Annotated in this window: 10 protein-coding genes; 7 read left to right on the top strand and 3 right to left on the bottom strand. The window is 69.6% G+C overall.

Annotated features, from left to right (window positions below; genetic code table 11):
• Position 1: 1 nt before the first annotated feature.
• Both DI276_RS44550 and DI276_RS44555 read right to left on the bottom strand, forming a co-directional pair.
• Positions 2-925, bottom strand: coding sequence for an ATP-binding cassette domain-containing protein (locus DI276_RS44550; protein WP_112275505.1), 924 nt, complete (start codon positions 923-925; stop codon positions 2-4).
• Positions 918-1,526, bottom strand: a complete 609-nt coding sequence (locus DI276_RS44555) for a TetR/AcrR family transcriptional regulator (RefSeq protein WP_112275507.1) — start codon at positions 1,524-1,526, stop codon at positions 918-920. Before DI276_RS44555 ends, DI276_RS44550 begins: the two co-directional genes overlap by 8 nt.
• Positions 1,527-1,782: 256 nt before the next feature.
• Between DI276_RS44555 and DI276_RS44560 the strand changes: the two genes are divergently transcribed.
• The 4 genes from DI276_RS44560 to DI276_RS44575 all read left to right on the top strand — a co-directional run bounded on the left by DI276_RS44560 (position 1,783) and on the right by DI276_RS44575 (position 13,446).
• Entirely contained in the window at positions 1,783-2,178 is a 396-nt protein-coding gene (locus DI276_RS44560) for a single-stranded DNA-binding protein (protein WP_232837349.1), read from the top strand.
• 265 nt (positions 2,179-2,443) lie between these two features.
• Positions 2,444-4,120 (top strand): energy-dependent translational throttle protein EttA, encoded by a 1,677-nt coding sequence (gene ettA, locus DI276_RS44565; protein WP_112275511.1) that lies wholly within the window; start codon positions 2,444-2,446, stop codon positions 4,118-4,120.
• Positions 4,121-4,138: 18 nt separating this feature from the next.
• Positions 4,139-8,188, top strand: coding sequence for an ATP-binding protein (locus DI276_RS44570; protein ID WP_112275513.1), 4,050 nt, complete (start codon positions 4,139-4,141; stop codon positions 8,186-8,188).
• 314 nt (positions 8,189-8,502) lie between these two features.
• Complete coding sequence (locus DI276_RS44575; protein WP_112275514.1) at positions 8,503-13,446, top strand: NAD-glutamate dehydrogenase; 4,944 nt, start codon at positions 8,503-8,505, stop codon at positions 13,444-13,446.
• Between the two features lie 19 nt (positions 13,447-13,465).
• Here DI276_RS44575 and DI276_RS44580 read toward each other — a convergent pair whose 3' ends face one another.
• Positions 13,466-13,963: a DUF2975 domain-containing protein gene (locus tag DI276_RS44580; protein ID WP_112275516.1), complete on the bottom strand. Its 498-nt coding sequence runs from the start codon at positions 13,961-13,963 to the stop codon at positions 13,466-13,468.
• 370 nt (positions 13,964-14,333) lie between these two features.
• Between DI276_RS44580 and DI276_RS44585 the strand changes: the two genes are divergently transcribed.
• Genes DI276_RS44585 through DI276_RS44595 form a run of 3 tightly spaced genes read left to right on the top strand, consistent with a single transcriptional unit; the run spans position 14,334 to position 16,539 of the window.
• Entirely contained in the window at positions 14,334-14,765 is a 432-nt protein-coding gene (locus DI276_RS44585) for an acyl-CoA thioesterase (RefSeq protein ID WP_112275518.1), read from the top strand.
• A complete protein-coding gene (locus DI276_RS44590) occupies positions 14,758-15,384 on the top strand; it encodes a hypothetical protein (protein ID WP_112275771.1) in 627 nt (208 codons plus the stop codon). The genes DI276_RS44585 and DI276_RS44590 overlap by 8 nt, the downstream gene beginning before the upstream one ends.
• Positions 15,385-15,417: 33 nt before the next feature.
• Positions 15,418-16,539 carry a low temperature requirement protein A gene (locus tag DI276_RS44595; protein WP_198681285.1) on the top strand — a complete coding sequence of 374 codons (1,122 nt, stop codon included), beginning with the start codon at positions 15,418-15,420 and terminating at the stop codon, positions 16,537-16,539.
• Position 16,540: the final 1 nt, after the last annotated feature.

Consider the following 16,540-nt stretch of genomic DNA (forward strand, 5'->3'; position numbering starts at 1 on the left):
CCTAGTTCGCGGCGAGAGTGAGGTAGACGTCGTCCAAGGTGGGCTCAGCGAGGCCGATTTCGTGTGCCTCCAAGCCGTTGTCGTCCAACGCGCGCACGACCGTCGCAAGGTCGCGTGACGCGCTGACGGGCGTGGTGAGCGTGAGGCCCTCGGCAACGGGGTGGAGGCCCACCGCGTTGATCGCCTTCAGCGCGGTGTCCACTTCGGACGCCGAGTCGAGCGTCACGGTCACCGTGCGCTGGCCGACCTGGGCCTTGAGCTCGGCCGACGTGCCGGACGCGACGACCTTGCCGTGGGACAGCACGGTGATCGTGTCGGCGAGCCGGTCGGCCTCGTCGAGGTACTGCGTCGTGAGCAGCACGGTGGTGCCGTCGGCGACGAGCTTCTCGACGATCTCCCACATCCCGATGCGGCTGGCCGGGTCGAGACCGGTGGTCGGCTCGTCCAGGAACAGGACCTCCGGGCGGCCGACCAGGCTGGCCGCGAGGTCGAGCCGGCGCCGCATGCCGCCGGAGTAGGTCTTGGCGTTGCGCTTTGCGGCGTCGGTGAGGTCGAACTGCTCGAGCAGGTCGTCCGCGCGCTGGTGGGCCTGCTTGCGGCCGGCGCCGAGCAGGCGGGCGATCAGCACGAGGTTGTCGTGGCCGCTGAGCTGTTCGTCGACGGCGGCGAACTGGCCGGTCAGGCCGATGCGGCTGCGGACCTCGTGGCCCTGCTTCGCGACGTCGAACCCTGCGACCCGCGCGTTGCCCGCGGACAGCGGCAGCATCGTGGTGAGGATGTTGACGAGCGTGGTCTTGCCGGCGCCGTTGTGGCCCAGGAGGCCGAGCACGGTGCCCTTCTTCGCGGTGACACTGACGCCGTCGAGAGCGTGCACGTCACCGAACTTCTTGCTCACCTCGGTGGCTTCGATCATGAGCTCACTCATCTGTCTCCCCCTTGAGTGCGCCGTGCAGGAAAAGGTCGACGATGGCCTCGGGTTCGGCGGTCGTCTGGCCGAAACCCGCACCCATCCGGTTCGTGAAGACGGCGCCGAGCAGCATCCGCGCCGCGAGGTCAGGGCTGACGCGCAGCTCCTCCTCGCCGAACAGGCCCGCGACGGCCTCGGACAGCTGCTGCATGCCGATCGGCGGTCCCTTGTGCTTCTTCTGTTCCTCGTCGTGCGGCTGGTAGCCGGTCTCGCGCAACGTGCCGATGAGGCCCCACATGCGGTCGAGGTATCCGCTGAACGTGGCGACGCCCGAGGTCAGCCGTTCCGCCAATGGCACGTCCGTGGGGATCGCTTCGAGGCGGGCGACCTCTTCGTCTGAGCGCAACGCGCGTTGGACGCACGAGTCGAGCAGCTCCGCCTTGTCCTTGAAGACGCGGAAGACCGTGCCTTCCGCGATGCCGGCCGCCGCGGCGATCTGGCTGGTGGTGACGTTCGCGCCGGCCATCACGACGAGCGGCAGCGTGGCCTGGACGATCGCTTCACGGCGGTCTTCCGGGCTCATCGCGGGGGCGCGGCGGCGGCGTGGTTCCTCTGACACGCCTGCAACTGTATGAGTGAGCACTCACTCATGTCAATGAGTGGGCGCTCACTCACTCGCTTCGGCTCGAGCGTCGCTCTAGCACACACCCCCGACAATTTCGCCGTTCGAGGTCGTTCAAGATCCCGACCTGTCCACAACCCGCGAGTAATCCACAGATCCCCGTCCCCTCCACTCCCGCCGGCCCCTCCAGGAGCAACCTGAACCAGCAACCCCACGACCCTGGAGGCAAAACCCGATGTCCTGGAATTCCACGGTGGTCACCGTCGTTGGTCAGGTGGCGAGTGAGATCTCGTACCGCTTCGGCGACGACGGCAAGACGAACGCCTTCTTCCACATCAACTCGACCGAGCGCCGCTACAACACCTCGATCGGCGACTGGGAGGACGGCGAGACCCTCTGGCTGGGGGTCTCCTGCTGGCGCAAGCTCGCGGACAGCGTGAAAACCGCGCTGTCCAAAGGTGATCCCGTGATCGTCCAGGGCAAGCTGCGCATGCGGCACTACGAGAAGGACGACGTGAAGAAGACCGCGTTCAACCTGGACGCGCTCCACGTCGGGCTGGATCTGAGCCGGGTGCAGTCACTGGGCTCCGCTCCCGTCGTTGAACCGCGGGCGAGTGAGGATCTCGCCGGGGAACCCGTGCCGTTTTGATCTTGCGCCCTTCGGGGCAACCGTGCGCGGGACTTCTTCGATCTCACCCGATCCGGATGTGCTGCCGGTGAAGATGTACGCACTGCGAACCAAGAAGGAGGGAAGCTCGTAGATCGGGGCCGCTGAGGACCGATCGCCGAGAGTCGTTCACGTTCGAACGGAACGGGCTGGTCACCGACTCGCGTGACGCTCGATCCGGGGGCGGACACGTGCTTGTCGGCGACCGAGGTCAGGAGCCTCTGAGCACCGCTCTACGATCGCCGCCATGGCCGAGTTCATCTACACCATGAAAAAGGTGCGCAAGGCGCACGGTGACAAGGTCATCCTCGATGACGTCACGATCATGTTCTACCCCGGCGCGAAGATCGGTGTGGTCGGTCCCAACGGCGCCGGCAAGTCGAGCGTGCTCAAGATCATGGCGGGGTTGGACCAGCCCAACAACGGCGAGGCGTACCTGTCCCCCGGTTACACCGTGGGCATCCTGCAGCAGGAGCCGCCGCTCAACGAGGAGAAGACCGTCCTCGGCAACGTCCAGGAGGGCCTGGGCGAGATCAAGGTGAAGCTCGACCGCTTCAACGAGATCGCCGAGCTGATGGCGACCGACTACTCCGACGAGCTGATGGAGGAGATGGGCAAGCTCCAGGAGGAGCTCGACCACGCCGACGCGTGGGACCTCGACTCCCAGCTGGAGCAGGCGATGGACGCCCTGCGCTGCCCGCCCCCGGACGCCGACGTCACCAAGCTCTCCGGTGGTGAGCGCCGCCGCGTCGCGCTGTGCAAGCTGCTGCTGAGCAAGCCCGACCTGCTGCTGCTCGACGAGCCCACCAACCACCTGGACGCGGAGAGCGTCCTGTGGCTGGAGCAGCACCTCGCGCAGTACAGCGGCGCCGTGCTCGCCGTCACCCACGACCGGTACTTCCTGGACAACCTCGCCGAGTGGATCCTCGAGATCGACCGCGGCCGGACCCACCCGTACGAGGGCAACTACTCCACCTACCTGGAGAAGAAGGCCGAGCGGCTGGCCGTCCAGGGCAAGAAGGACCAGAAGCTGCAGAAGCGCCTCAAGGACGAGCTGGACTGGGTGCGCTCCGGCGCCAAGGCCCGCCAGGCCAAGTCCAAGGCGCGTCTCGACCGCTACGAGGAGATGGCGGCCGAGGCGGAGAAGACGCGCAAGCTCGACTTCGAGGAGATCCAGATCCCGCCGGGCCCGCGTCTGGGCAACGTCGTGGTCGAGGTCGACAAGCTGAAGAAGGGCTTCGGCGACCGCGTGCTGATCGACGGGCTGTCGTTCACCTTGCCGCGCAACGGCATCGTGGGCGTCATCGGTCCGAACGGTGTCGGCAAGACGACGCTGTTCAAGACGATCGTCGGCCTCGAGAAGCCGGACGCCGGCGACGTGAAGGTCGGCGAGACGGTGCTGCTGTCGTACGTCGACCAGAACCGCGGCGGCATCGACCCGAAGAAGAACGTGTGGGAGGTCGTGTCCGGCGGGCTCGACTACATCCACGTCGGCAACGTCGAGATGCCCTCGCGCGCGTACGTCAGCGCGTTCGGCTTCAAGGGCCCGGACCAGCAGAAGCCCGCGGGCGTGCTGTCCGGTGGTGAGCGCAACCGCCTGAACCTCGCGCTCACGCTGAAGCTCGGCGGCAACCTGATCCTGCTGGACGAGCCGACGAACGACCTGGACGTCGAGACCCTGGGCTCGCTGGAGAACGCTCTTGAGCAGTTCCCCGGCTGTGCCGTCGTGATCTCGCACGACCGGTGGTTCCTCGACCGCGTCGCCACGCACATCCTCGCGTGGGAGGGCACGGACGAGGACCCGTCGAAGTGGTACTGGTTCGAGGGCAACTTCGAGGGCTACGAGAAGAACAAGCTCGAGCGTCTGGGCGCCGAGGCGGCCCGGCCGCACCGTGTCACCTACCGCAAGCTGACACGGGACTGAGAGGGCAACGGCGACGTCGTGGCGGCGAGGGGCGAGACGCAGGCGAACGTCGAGGTGGGCACGCTGGTCGTGCCCGCCTGGCGGCTGCGTTGGCGGGCACCGGAGCTCGCTCTGGTGCTCGGTGAGCGCGCACTCGCGCTCGCCTCCGCCCGTCACGACGAAGCCGAACGGCTCCGCGCCGAGGCGTTGGTGGTCTTCGCGGGCAACCGCGTGGGCCGCGGCGTCCGCATCGCCGACCGGGCGATCGACGCCCTGAAGGCGGCCGAGGCCGCCGGCGAGTACGAGACCGCGTGGCTGCTGCGGGTGGAGCTCGCCGCGTGCGCGCGGTCCGTGGGCGCACCGCTCACGGGCTTCGCCGCGGTGACGCCCGTGCTCGAAGCCCCGGACGTGCCGGCCGAACTGCGGGCCTCGGCCCTGGTGCAGGCCAGCGAGTGCCTCGTCACGGTCGGCCGCGGCGACGAGCCCACGCGAGCGCTCGCGGAAGCCGACCAGCTCTACGTCGCCGACACGACGCTCGACGACGACACCCGTCTGCTGCTGCGCGGCCTGATCCGCGCGGTGCAGGCAGCCCAGCACCGCCGGTGGGGCGACATCGCCGCGGCGATCGGTGCCGCGCGCGAAGGTCTCGACCTGCTCGGCAGGTTCGCCGACCCGTTGGCGGACAGCGGCCAGGGCATGGGCCGCCTCACGCTCGAACTGGTGCTCGCGCTGATGGACGCGAACCGCCTGCTCGACGCGAGCGAGGTGGGCGCCCCGCTGCTCGACCGCCCGGTGCGCGCCCCGTCCGCTTCCACCTCCGGCTGGCTGCGCCTGGCGCTCGCGACCCGAGTGCACCTGCCCGCGGGCCGAGTCGTGCTCGCCCGCGAAATGCTGCGCGACGCCGCGGCCAGCGCCGAACGCCACCAGCTCGACACGCTGCTGGCCGAAAGCCTGCTGGCGCTGGCGCACGTGCACGAGGTGTCCGGCGAACTGGCCGACGCGCTGACGAACCTGCGCTCCGCCCACGCCGCCGAGCGCCGCAGAGCCCGCGCCGTCTACGCGGTGCGAGCCAGACTCGCCGCCGAGTTCTCCGGTGTCCACCGGCAACCGGCCGACCTGCACCAGCAGCTGGCGAGCCTGCTCCGCCCGTTCGACGGCATGCAGATGGTGGCCGACGGCGTCCTGTCCGCCGCCCTGAAACAACAGCTCCGCACGTGGCGCCCGGTCCAGGTGCGCAAGGGCGACGGCCTGAAGGTCAAGCGCGTGCGCAGAGCTGCCGAAGACATGACCGTGGAGGGTTTGTCCGCGGCACGCCAGCACGCCGCCGACCGGTGGCGCATGGTCCAGCCGTTCGGCGAACCCGACGACAAAACCCCGGAACCCTTGGAACCCCCACCCTCACCCGTGCCTTCTTCCGACCGCACAGTCCCGGCTTCAGGTCTGATCGCCTCCGCAGGCGCCATGGTGAGCGGCCGCCGCCGCGCAGCCCGAGTGGCCGCAGGCGAAATCGACGAGGACCAGCCGACCACCCAGCCCGAGTCTCCCTCGCCGGAGCCGCAGCCCCAGCAGCTGACGCCGGACCAGGAACGCAAGCGCAAGGTCGAAGAACAGCTCATGGAGCTGCAGCGCGAGGCGCGCCGCCAGATCGAGGCGGAACGCCAGGCCCGCGCCGACCAACGCGCCCAAGCAGAACGCGAAGCAGCCGAAGAAGCAGCCCGCCAGGAAGCAGCCCGCCAGGAAGCAGCCCGCCAGGAAGCCGCGCGCCAGGAGGCCGAGCGCCAAGAAGCGGCTCGCCTGGAGGCCGAGCGCCAAGAACTGGCCCGCCAAGAACTGGCCCGCCAAGAGGCGGCTCGTCAGGAAGCTGCGCGCCAAGAGGCAGCCCGCCAAGAAGCCGAGCGCCAGGAAGCCGCCCGCCAGGCCGCAGAACGCGACGCCGCCGCCCGTGAGGAAGCGGCCCGCAGGGAAGCCGCGGCCCGCGAGGAGTCCGCCAGGGCCCAGCCGGAAAGCGTCCTCGACATGCTCAAGGCCCAAGGCCTGCGAGCAGGCGGCCGCCGCCGAGCCCCGGACGCCGAGTCCGCCTCCGAAACCCCGTCGTGGCGCGTGGAACCCCCGACCCACCTGCGCCAGGACGACGAGGCGAACACCCAGGAACCCCAAGCGCCACAAACCTATTTCGGCGCCCAGGGCACCCCGGACTACCTCCCCGACCCGAGCACCCCGGACGGCCCGTCCCGCTCGGGCCTGTCCGCGGCGTTCGCGCGCCCTCCGGCGGCCCCGGACTTCGGCCCCCACCTGGACGACCCGACCCCGGCCTACCCGCTCCAGACCCCGGCCGCCGGCTTCCCGGCTACCCGAGCCGACACCGACGAGCGCACGCTCCCCGAGCGCGACTACACCGCCCTCAACTTCAACACCGCGCAGTGGTCGACGGCGTCCATCCCGTCCCCAGACCCCGCAGAACACCCGGACCCGGCCCAACCAACCCCGAACCCGGAGCCGGACAAGGAACGCCAGCCGCTCCCGCCGATCCCAGATCCGGTCCCGTCGGTGCCGACCCCCGACGAGATCCCGCAACCTCCAGAGCCAGACCTGCTCTCGAGCACCTTCCTGAGCTCCGCGGACGTGGAGCAGGAGGACGACACCTCGAGCCTGCCCACAACCCCGGTCCAGCTGAACCCGCCTCAGGACCAGCCGAGCACGCAGCCCGGCTCCGCCGCGCAGCCGAGCTTCGGCACGCAGACCAGCTTCGGCACGCAGCCGACGTTCGGTACGCAGACGAACTTCGGCACCCAACCGACGTTCGGTACACAGACGAACTTCGGCACCCAGCCCACCTTCGGCACGCAAGCGGGCTTCGGCGCCGAACCGAACCCGCCCGCCGACACCTCTCAGCCCGAGCAGCGCCCCCTGCCAGATCCAGCCGGCTGGGCGAACTTCGAGATCAGCCCGGACTTCGACGTCGACCCCATCGTGAGGATGTCGACGGGCCCGGCCACCGAACCCGACCAGCCGGACCTGTCGATCTCGGCCGACCCGACCGCGCCGGCAGGTGCGGCCGCGGACGCCGGTGCCGGCTCAGCCACGCCTGCCGACAGCATCGGCTCAGGGTCGACCATGTCCGCCGACTACGACAGCGGTCCTGGCTTTGGCACGGGCTACGGCTTCGGCGCTGCGCCTGCGGCCGGATCCGACTCGGCCACCGAGTCCGACTCGGCCCCGCAGTACGACTTCTTCGCCACGGAGCCCGAGCCGGCGACCCAGCCAGACGCCGCTGCTCAGTTCGCCACGCCGGGGACCGAAACCTCCGAGACCGATGCCGCAACGCCGACCGGTGCGGAGCAGCCGGCCGAGGCCAATGATGAGCCCGGCAGCCGGACTGGCCGCCCGAGCAGCCGCCGCAAGCCGAGCGACCTGAGCCTCGCCGACCTGCTCGCGGAAGCGCTCGTCGCCTACGAGACCGGGCGCCGCTCCGACGAGGAGCAGTTCGAAGCCGCTGACCTCGCCACCCAGGAGTGGTCAACGGCCGAAGGCGCCCGACCCGACACGGCAGACCAGCCCCTCCCCACCCAACGGCCGGCCGAACCCGAGCGACTGTCCAGTCCGGACCCGCTCTTCAACCCCGGCCAGCCGTTCGGTGCACAGCAGACGCCGGAGCCGACCGCCGAAGTCTCGTCCAGCACCGACTCGTTCCTTCGGGTTGGGGAGTCGTCCCCAACCGGATCAGACGCCGGGGCTCGGTCAGAGGTGTTCGGTTCGCCGCGGGCGACGTCCGAACCGGAAGCGAAGCCTTCGGACTCCTACTTCCTCCCGGACCAGCCCTTCACCCCAGCGCAGCCCGCTGCGGAACCGTCGAGTCCCTTCGGGCAGGAGCCGCTGAGCCCGTTCGGGCAGGACCAGCCGACACCGTTCGGACAGGAGCCGTCGATCCCCTTCGGGCAGGACCAGCCGGCTCGCACGTCCGCGGAGACTCCGGAGGAGAGAACCGGTCCGATCGCCCCCGTGGGCACCGCGCCGGACAGCGAGACCACCGGGCCCATCCGTCCCGTCCGGCCGGACGGTCCCCCCGGCTGGACGTTACCGGGCGTGTGATGGTGGCCAGCGCCACACCTCAAGCCTTGCCCAACCCGCCAAGTCTCGCCCAGCCCGCCCGCGGGAGCACCCGCCGCGGGCGGCGGGTGCGGCAGGTGCGCCGCTCAGCGGTTGCGCACCCCGGAACCGACCCGGGAGTCAACCGGAGCCCGTGCTGCGAAATGCCTTGCTGCCACTGATGATGTGACTCGATTCAGCCCACGATTCAGTGGTCCGACAGTGCCCCTCCCGTTGCCGGTGACGGCCGCCACCCCATCTAGGGTGGGGGCGGACCCGGCACACAGAGGTGCCGGATAGCGTGGAGTCGCCTGAAGATGACCTCGACTGGAGCCCCGACCCGAACCGACGACGCCTCCGCGGCCCCGACCGCGGACGGTGGAAGTCGACCGGCCAGTCCTGAGCAGGTCCGTGACGAGCTGATCGAACGGGCCGCCGCCAATGCCCCCGAACTCGCTGATCTGATCCGCCTCTTCTACCGGCACGTGCCCGCCGAGGAAGTCAACGACGACGACCCGGTGGACCTGGTCGGAGCGGTGCGGTCGAACTACCAGCTCGCCGAGAGCCGCGTTCCCGGACGCGCCGCGGTGCGCATCCTGAACCCGACACGGGCCACTGATGGGTGGCAGTGTCCGGTCACGGTGGTTCAGGTCGTCACGGACGACATGCCGTACCTCGTCGACTCGGTCGCGTCCGAGCTCACGCGTGGTGGCGTGCAGGTGCAGCGAGTTGTGCACCCGATCGTCGTCGTGCGGCGCGACCCGGTGACGGGTGAGCGCACCGAGGTGCTGCCCACGGCAGACCCGGCCGATCCGCCTGCCGACGCGCTGGCGGAGTCGTGGATGAACATCGAGGTCGACCTCATCACGGACGCCGATCGGGCGCGTGAGCTGGAGACCCGGCTGCTGACGGTGCTCAACGACGTCCGCGAGGTCGTCGAGGACACCGACCGCATGATCACCACGGCTGCGCAGCTCGCCGAGGAGCTCGAGAAGGACTCGTCCGAGGCCACCACGGACGCCGCGAAGCTCCTCAAGTGGCTTGCGGACGGGCACTTCACGTTCATGGGCTACCGGCAGTACGAGCTGGTGCGGGAGGACGGCGAGCCCGCGCTGCGGGCCGTGCTCGCGAGCGGGCTGGGTGTTCTCAGGCAAGACAGCCTCGCGGCGCGCAGCCTCACGGCGGGCCCGGACAACGGCGCGCAGGCGCTCAGCCCCGAGCTGCTCGTGCTGACCCAGGCGAGCGCCCAGAGCAGCGTGCACCGCAGCGTCTACCCCTACTACGTGGGCGTGAAGACGTTCGACGCCGAGGGCAACGTCTCCGGCGAGCACCGGTTCCTGGGCATCTTCAGCACCACGGCGCTGCACGAGGACGTGCTCGACATCCCGGTGATCGAGCGCCGGGTGCGCGACGTGATCCACCGCGCCGGCTTCCCGCTGCAGTCCTACTCGGGGCAGCGGATGCTCGAGGTGATCCAGAACTACCCGCGCACCGAGCTGTTCTCGGTCGACGGCGAGACGCTGTACCAGACCACGACGGGCGTCATCGCTCTCGCGGAACGGCGCAGGCTGCGGCTGTTCCTGCGTCGCGATCCGTACGGCCGCTTCTTCTCGTGCCTGGTCTACCTGCCGCGCGACCGCTACACGACGACGAGCCGCCTCGCGATGCAGGAGGTGCTGCTCGCCGAGCTCGGCGGCCTGAACCTCGAGTACAGCGCGCGGATCGGCGAGTCGGCGCTGGCTCGCGTGCACTTCATGGTGCACACCGACCCGGCGCGCACGCTCGACCCCGACACGAACGCGATCCAGCAGAAGCTCGCCGAGGCCGTCCGCAGCTGGGACGACCGCATGGTCGAGGCCGTCGTCGGCGACAGCGGTGAGCTGGGTGCCGAGTCGGCCACCGAGCAGGGCCAGCGGTTCGCCTCGGTGTTCCCGGAGGCCTACAAGGAGGACTTCCCGGCGAGCACCGGTCTCGGGGACTTCCGCCGCATCGAGGCGCTCGCCGAGGGCGACCTCGACATGGTCTTCTACGTGCCCGAGGACGCCGAACCGGGGGAGCGGCGCTTCAAGCTGTTCCTGACCGGCGACGGCATCACGCTGTCCGACGTGCTGCCGATGCTGCAGCGCATGGGCGTGATCGTGGTCGACGAGCGGCCGTACGAGATCACTCGCGAAGACGGCGTGCAGTGCTGGATCTACGACTTCGGCCTGCGCATCGACCAGAAGTCTCTCGATCAGCTGTCCGAGTCCGACCTCGAGAACGTGCGCGTGCGGTTCCAGGACGCGTTCGCCGCCGTCTGGCGCGGTGAGGCCGAGGTCGACCGGTTCAACTCGCTGGTGCTGCGGGCCGGGCTCACCTGGCAGCAGGCCGCGATGCTGCGCGCGTACGCGAAGTACCTGCGGCAGGCGGGTACGCCGTACTCGCAGGACTACATCGAGGACGCGGTGCTCGGCCACACGAGCGTCGCGATCGCGCTGGTGGCGCTGTTCGAGTCCCGGTTCGACCCGCGGCTCGACGACGCCACGCGCGCCGACCGCACCGAGACCATGGTCGTCGAGACCGGCAAGCTGATCGACGACGTGACGAGCCTCGACGCGGACCGGATCCTGCGCAGCCTGCTCACGCTGATCAACGCCACGCTGCGGACGAACTACTTCTTCCGCGACGCCAACGGCAACGCGCGGCCGTACCTGTCGGTCAAGCTCGACCCGCAGGCGATCCCCGACCTGCCGGCGCCGCGGCCGAAGTTCGAGATCTTCGTGTACTCGCCGCGGATCGAGGGCGTGCACCTGCGCTTCGGCTCCGTCGCGCGTGGTGGTCTGCGCTGGTCCGACCGTCGCGAGGACTTCCGCACGGAGATCCTCGGCCTGGTCAAGGCGCAGGCTGTCAAGAACGCGGTGATCGTGCCGGTCGGCGCCAAGGGCGGGTTCGTCGTCAAGCGCCCGATCCCGGCGACCGGCGACCCCGGCATCGACCGCGAGAACTTCATGTCCGAGGGCATCGCCTGCTACAAGATGTTCATCTCCGGCCTGCTCGACCTCACCGACAACCTGATCAACAACGAGGTCGTGCCCGCGCCGCAGGTCGTGCGCTACGACGGCAACGACACCTACCTGGTCGTCGCCGCGGACAAGGGCACCGCGACGTTCTCGGACATCGCGAACGGTGTGTCGCAGAGCTACGGCTTCTGGCTGGGCGACGCGTTCGCCTCCGGTGGCTCGATCGGCTACGACCACAAGGCCATGGGCATCACGGCCAAGGGCGCGTGGGAGAGCGTGAAGCGCTCGTTCCGCGAGCTCGGTGTGGACACGCAGTCCGAGGAGTTCACCGTCGTCGGCATCGGCGACATGTCCGGTGACGTGTTCGGCAACGGCATGATGCTGTCCGAGCACATCCGCCTCGTGGCCGCGTTCGACCACCGGCACATCTTCATCGACCCGAACCCGGTCGCCGCGACGTCGTTCGCCGAGCGCGTGCGGCTGTTCAACGTGCCGCGCTCGTCGTGGGACGACTACGACCGCTCGCTGATCAGCGAGGGCGGTGGCATCTTCCCGTTGACCGCGAAGTCGATCCCGCTGAGCGAGCAGGCCCGCGTCGCGCTCGGGCTGCCGGAGGGCGTCGAGAAGCTGTCGCCGCCGGAGCTGAAGAAGGCCATCCTGCTCGCGCCGGTCGACCTGCTCTGGAACGGCGGCATCGGCACCTACGTCAAGGCGTCGACCGAGTCGCACGCCGACGTCGGCGACAAGGCCAACGACGCGATCCGCGTCAACGGGGCCGACCTGCGGGTCAAGGTCATCGGTGAGGGCGGCAACCTGGGCCTGACCCAGCGCGGCCGCATCGAGTTCGCGCGCACCGGCGGCAAGGTCAACACCGACGCGCTCGACAACTCCGCCGGCGTCGACTGCTCCGACCACGAGGTCAACATCAAGATCCTGCTCGACCAGCTGTGCCGCGAAGGGGCGGTGGAGCAGCAGCAGCGCAACGAGGTCCTCGCCGAGATGACCGACGAGGTCGGCGAGCTCGTGCTGGCCGACAACTACTCGCAGAACAACGTCCTCGGCGTCAGCCGGGCGCACGCCGCTCCGATGTTGTCGGTGCACGCGCGTCTCACGGCCGACCTCGAGGCGCGCGGCGCGCTCAACCGCAAGCTGGAGGCGCTGCCGAGCGTCGCGGAGTTCAAGGCGCTGGAGAAGAACGGCGAGGGCCTCACGTCGCCGGAGCTTGCCACGCTGCTCGCCTTCACGAAGCTCACGCTGAAGGAAGAGCTGCTGCAGAGCGACATCCCGACGATCGACACGTTCACCCGCAAGCTCCCGGACTACTTCCCGAGCCTGCTGCGCGAACGGTTCGGCGCGGCCATCCCGAACCACCCGCTGGCCCGCCAGATCATCACGACAGTCGTGGTGAACGAGGTGGTCGACGGTGGCGGCATCTCCTACGCCTTCCGCCTGGCCGAGGAGATGAGCGCGTCGGCGACCGACGCGGTCCGCGCCTACGCCGTCGTCACCCAGGTCTTCGACCTGCCGTCGATCTGGCGCGAGATCGAGGCGCTGGACAACGTGGTGCCGACGGAGGTCCAGGACAACATGGTCCTGGAGACTCGCCGCCTGCTGGACCGCGCGTCCCGCTGGCTGCTCTCCAACCGCCCGCAGCCGCTCGCCGTGGGCTCGACGATCAACCGCTTCCGCGGCGTGGTCGACGAGCTCAGCCCCTTCGCCCTGGACCTGTTGCAGGGCAAGGAGTACGGCGTGGTCGCCGGCAAGGCGGACAGGTTCGTGGAGCAGGGCGTCCCGGCAGAGCTCGCCCGCAAGGTCGCCGCGCTGCTCTACATGTACGGCCTGCTCGACGTCACCGAGATCGCCGAGCTGGCCGAACGCGAGATCGGCCCGGCCGGCGGCATGGGCCCGGAGCACTCGCACCGGGAGACCGCCGAGCTGTACTTCGCGCTGTCCGACCACCTCGACATCGACCACATGCTGGACTCGGTGACGAGCCTGGAACGCGGCAACCGCTGGCACGCCCTGGCCCGCCTGGCTCTCCGCGACGACTTCTACTCGTCGCTGCGGGCCATCACCCTCGACGTGCTGAGGGCGAGCGACCTGGGCGACACGGCGAGCGAGAAGATCGCCAAGTGGGAGCAGGCCAACGCCTCCCGCCTGGCCCGCTCCCGCGGCGCGCTGGACGAGATCAACCGAGTCCACCAACTGGACCTGGCCACCCTGTCCGTCGCCGCCCGTCAGGTGCGGAGCATGGTCCGCTAGTACGCGGAGCTGGAGCAGGTCAGACGACCTGCTCCAGCTCTTCGCGTTGACCGATCGCGCGACGCAGCCAGTGCCGCCCGACCACGAGCAGCAACGCCACGCCGACCGCCGCGACCGTGCCGACCGCGGACCCCAGCCACAGGCCGAGCGTGTCCATGCCGTCGGCGGGCGAGGGGATGTCGGCGAACGTGACGTAGACGAACAGCCAGGCGAGCACCACGGCTCCGGCGGCGACGGCGGCGATCGCGATGTTCGTCCACCTGAGCGCGCCGGACTCGAACACGGTGTCCTTGCCCGCTCGGTGCAGCATTCCGCCCAACGCCACCGCAAGGAGTTGGAGGCACGCGACGAAGACGATCGCGGAGGTCACGAACGGCACCCGCACGGACTCGTAGGGCGGGAAGAGCGCGACCTCGTCTGCAGCGGTCGTCGGGATCACCACGACCTGCGCGAACAGCCCGCCGAGGAACGCGATGGCGAGCAGGGCCTGCAAGAAGATCACCGATGCGCGAGACATAGATCGAGTATCGAGAGCTGGCTATCGACTTTCAATCGGCTGGGCGTGGAGATCCTGTGAAGGTTCAGCCAGTCCACGACTCGCTCGCCGGCGCCCCGCCCGAGTTGTCCACAGGATTTCGGGCGAGCCGGGAACCGAAATCGCCTTTTGTTCGTTGCGTCAGGAGGAAAACGCGCGGGGGAGCGTGTGTGCACAGCGGCGACCGAGTCGGTGCTGCTGAAACCACACCTCTGTCTCTGCTCGGCGCGGCGCCTGTACCGGAACCGGGTGCCGCTGTACCGGAACCGGGTGCGCTATACCGGAACCGGGTGCGGCCAATCCGAGTGGGACTCGCTCGTATCGGGCGCATGGCGCTGGGTAGGGTCCCTGCATGGGTGTCTTCGTCACTGGTGTCCGGCCGCGATGGTCGGACATGGATGCGTTCGGTCACGTCAACCACGCGAACACGGTGACGTTGCTGGAAGAGGCCCGGATCGAGCTGCTGTTCACCGAGGCTGCCCGCCACGGGGTGAAGGAGATGGCCGAGGGGATGGTCGTGGCGAAGCTCTTCGTCGACTACCTCGCGCCGATCGTGTTCACCGGCGAGGACATCGTCGTCGAGATGTCGGTGCGGGAGCTCAAGTCCGCGTCGTTCACGCTCGACTACGTGGTGCGCGGCAGCCGGGAGGCGGACAGTTCGGTGGTCACCAGGGCGGAGACGCTCATGGTGCCCTACAACGTGACGACCGCGCGGCCACGTCGCCTCACCGACGCCGAGCGCGACTTTCTCGCCGGGTGGCGGGCAGGGGGTAATGGTGCCTGAACTGGTGTTGGCCGACGCGGCCGAAAGAGACGACCTCGGGGCGTTCGCCGCGCGTGCGGTGCGGCTGGACGCGCAGTCCGTCGTGCGGCTGCGCAACCGCAACGAGGAGCTGCTGGACGCGTGGGTGGCCACGCCGTTCGACACGTTGGCCACGCGAACCGTTGCGGGACAGGCGAATCCGGCCGACGTCACGGTGTCGGGCTCGGAGCTGCTGACGGGGCTTGCGGTCATGCGCGACGAACGCATCGACCCCGGACCGGCCAAGGACCTGATGTGGCGCTCGGCCCTGCCGCCCTGGGAGGGCTGGCTCCTGGTCGACCGGCTGCCCGTCGAGGTCGTGGCGAAGCTCGCCGACGAAGGCGTTGCCGTGGCACGGGAGAACACCGGGCCGCAAGGCACTCCGCCCGCTTCGCTGCTCGACCAGACGGTGCTCACGGTCAGCGGGTCCGGGTTGGACGTGAAGATCCCGCTGCGGTGCCTGTTCGCGTTGTCGGGCATGGGTTTTCTCGGCGACGACGGCGAGGTGCGGGTGACCGCGACCGACTCGTGGCTGCGGATCGACGCCAAGTTCGGCGCGGTGGTCCGGCGGCGGCACTCGATGCTGCCGTTGATCGTCTGAAGTAGAGCGGACGCACGTGGCACGATGTCGCGCGTGCCCGCCGAAACGCACGAAACACACGAGGAGACCGAGTACCGCGTCTCGACGCTGGAGCTCTTCTTCGACCTGGTTTTCGTCTTCACGATCACGCAGCTGACGAAGACCCTGGCGGACGACACGTCGCCGCTCGGGTTCGCGCAGGTCGTGATCATGCTGTTCGTGATCCTGTGGATGTACTTCGGGTACGTCTGGCTCACGAACGCCGTGCCGCCCAACACCACGGTGCGGCGGTTGCTGCTCATGGCCGGCATGGGCGGGTTCCTGGTCATCGCGCTGGCGATCCCCAACGCGTTCGGCGCCGCCGGGGCCGCGTTCGGGGTCGGCTACCTGATCGTGAACCTCGTGCACTCCGGGCTGTTCATCTCGGCGGCCGGGCCCGGCAGCGCGGCGGCCATGGCGCGGCTGGCGCCGTTCAACCTCGGGTCCGCGGGCCTGGTCTTCGTGGGCGGGTTCCTGCCCAGCACCTGGCGGGCCGTCGCGTGGATCGCGGCGGTGCTGCTCATGATCCTGTCGCCGTACGTCAACCGGCGGCACGGGGAGTTCCAGATCAGGCCGGCCCACTTCGTCGAGCGGCACGGGCTGGTGGTGATCATCGCGATCGGCGAGTCGATCATCGCGATCGGCGTCGGTGCGGCCGGGCTGCCGCTCAACCTGCAGCTCGTGGTGGCGGCGCTGCTGGGCCTGGCGCTCGCCTACCAGCTGTGGTGGTGCCACTTCGGCGGGGAGCAGGACCTCAAAGCCGAGCACAGCCTCGCGGCGATGACCCCGGCGGACCGGGCACGCGCGGCGCTCTCGGCGTTCGGCTTCGCGCACGCGCCGATCCTGCTCGGCGTCGTCGTGGTGTGCGTCGGGGTGAAGAAGACCATCGGGCACGCCACCGAGCACCTGTACCTCAGCGGGGCGCTGGCGCTCGGAGGCGGCGCCGCGCTCTTCCTCGCCGGGCAGATCTACTTCCGCTATCGGATGAAGATCGGCGCCAACCGGTTCAGGATCATCGCCGCCGTCGCCGCGCTCGCGACCGTCCCGGTGGGGCTGTGGCTGGCCATCGCCCAGGTCGCGGCCCTGGTGGCCGTGTTCGGCGCGCTGCTCGCCTTGGAAGGCAAGCAGCGCGCCTGAA

Source organism: Lentzea terrae, assembly GCF_003265345.1.
GTDB lineage: Bacteria > Actinomycetota > Actinomycetes > Mycobacteriales > Pseudonocardiaceae > Lentzea > Lentzea terrae.

Excerpts from the sequence above, each read along its gene's own strand:
- ettA (WP_112275511.1), top strand. The coding sequence starts at position 2,444 with ATGGCCGAGTTCATCTACACCATGAAAAAGGTGCGCAAGGCGCACGGT.
- DI276_RS44550 (WP_112275505.1), bottom strand. The coding sequence starts at position 925 with ATGAGTGAGCTCATGATCGAAGCCACCGAGGTGAGCAAGAAGTTCGGT.
- DI276_RS44575 (WP_112275514.1), top strand. The coding sequence starts at position 8,503 with ATGACCTCGACTGGAGCCCCGACCCGAACCGACGACGCCTCCGCGGCC.
- DI276_RS44585 (WP_112275518.1), top strand. The coding sequence starts at position 14,334 with ATGGGTGTCTTCGTCACTGGTGTCCGGCCGCGATGGTCGGACATGGAT.
- DI276_RS44580 (WP_112275516.1), bottom strand. The coding sequence starts at position 13,963 with ATGTCTCGCGCATCGGTGATCTTCTTGCAGGCCCTGCTCGCCATCGCG.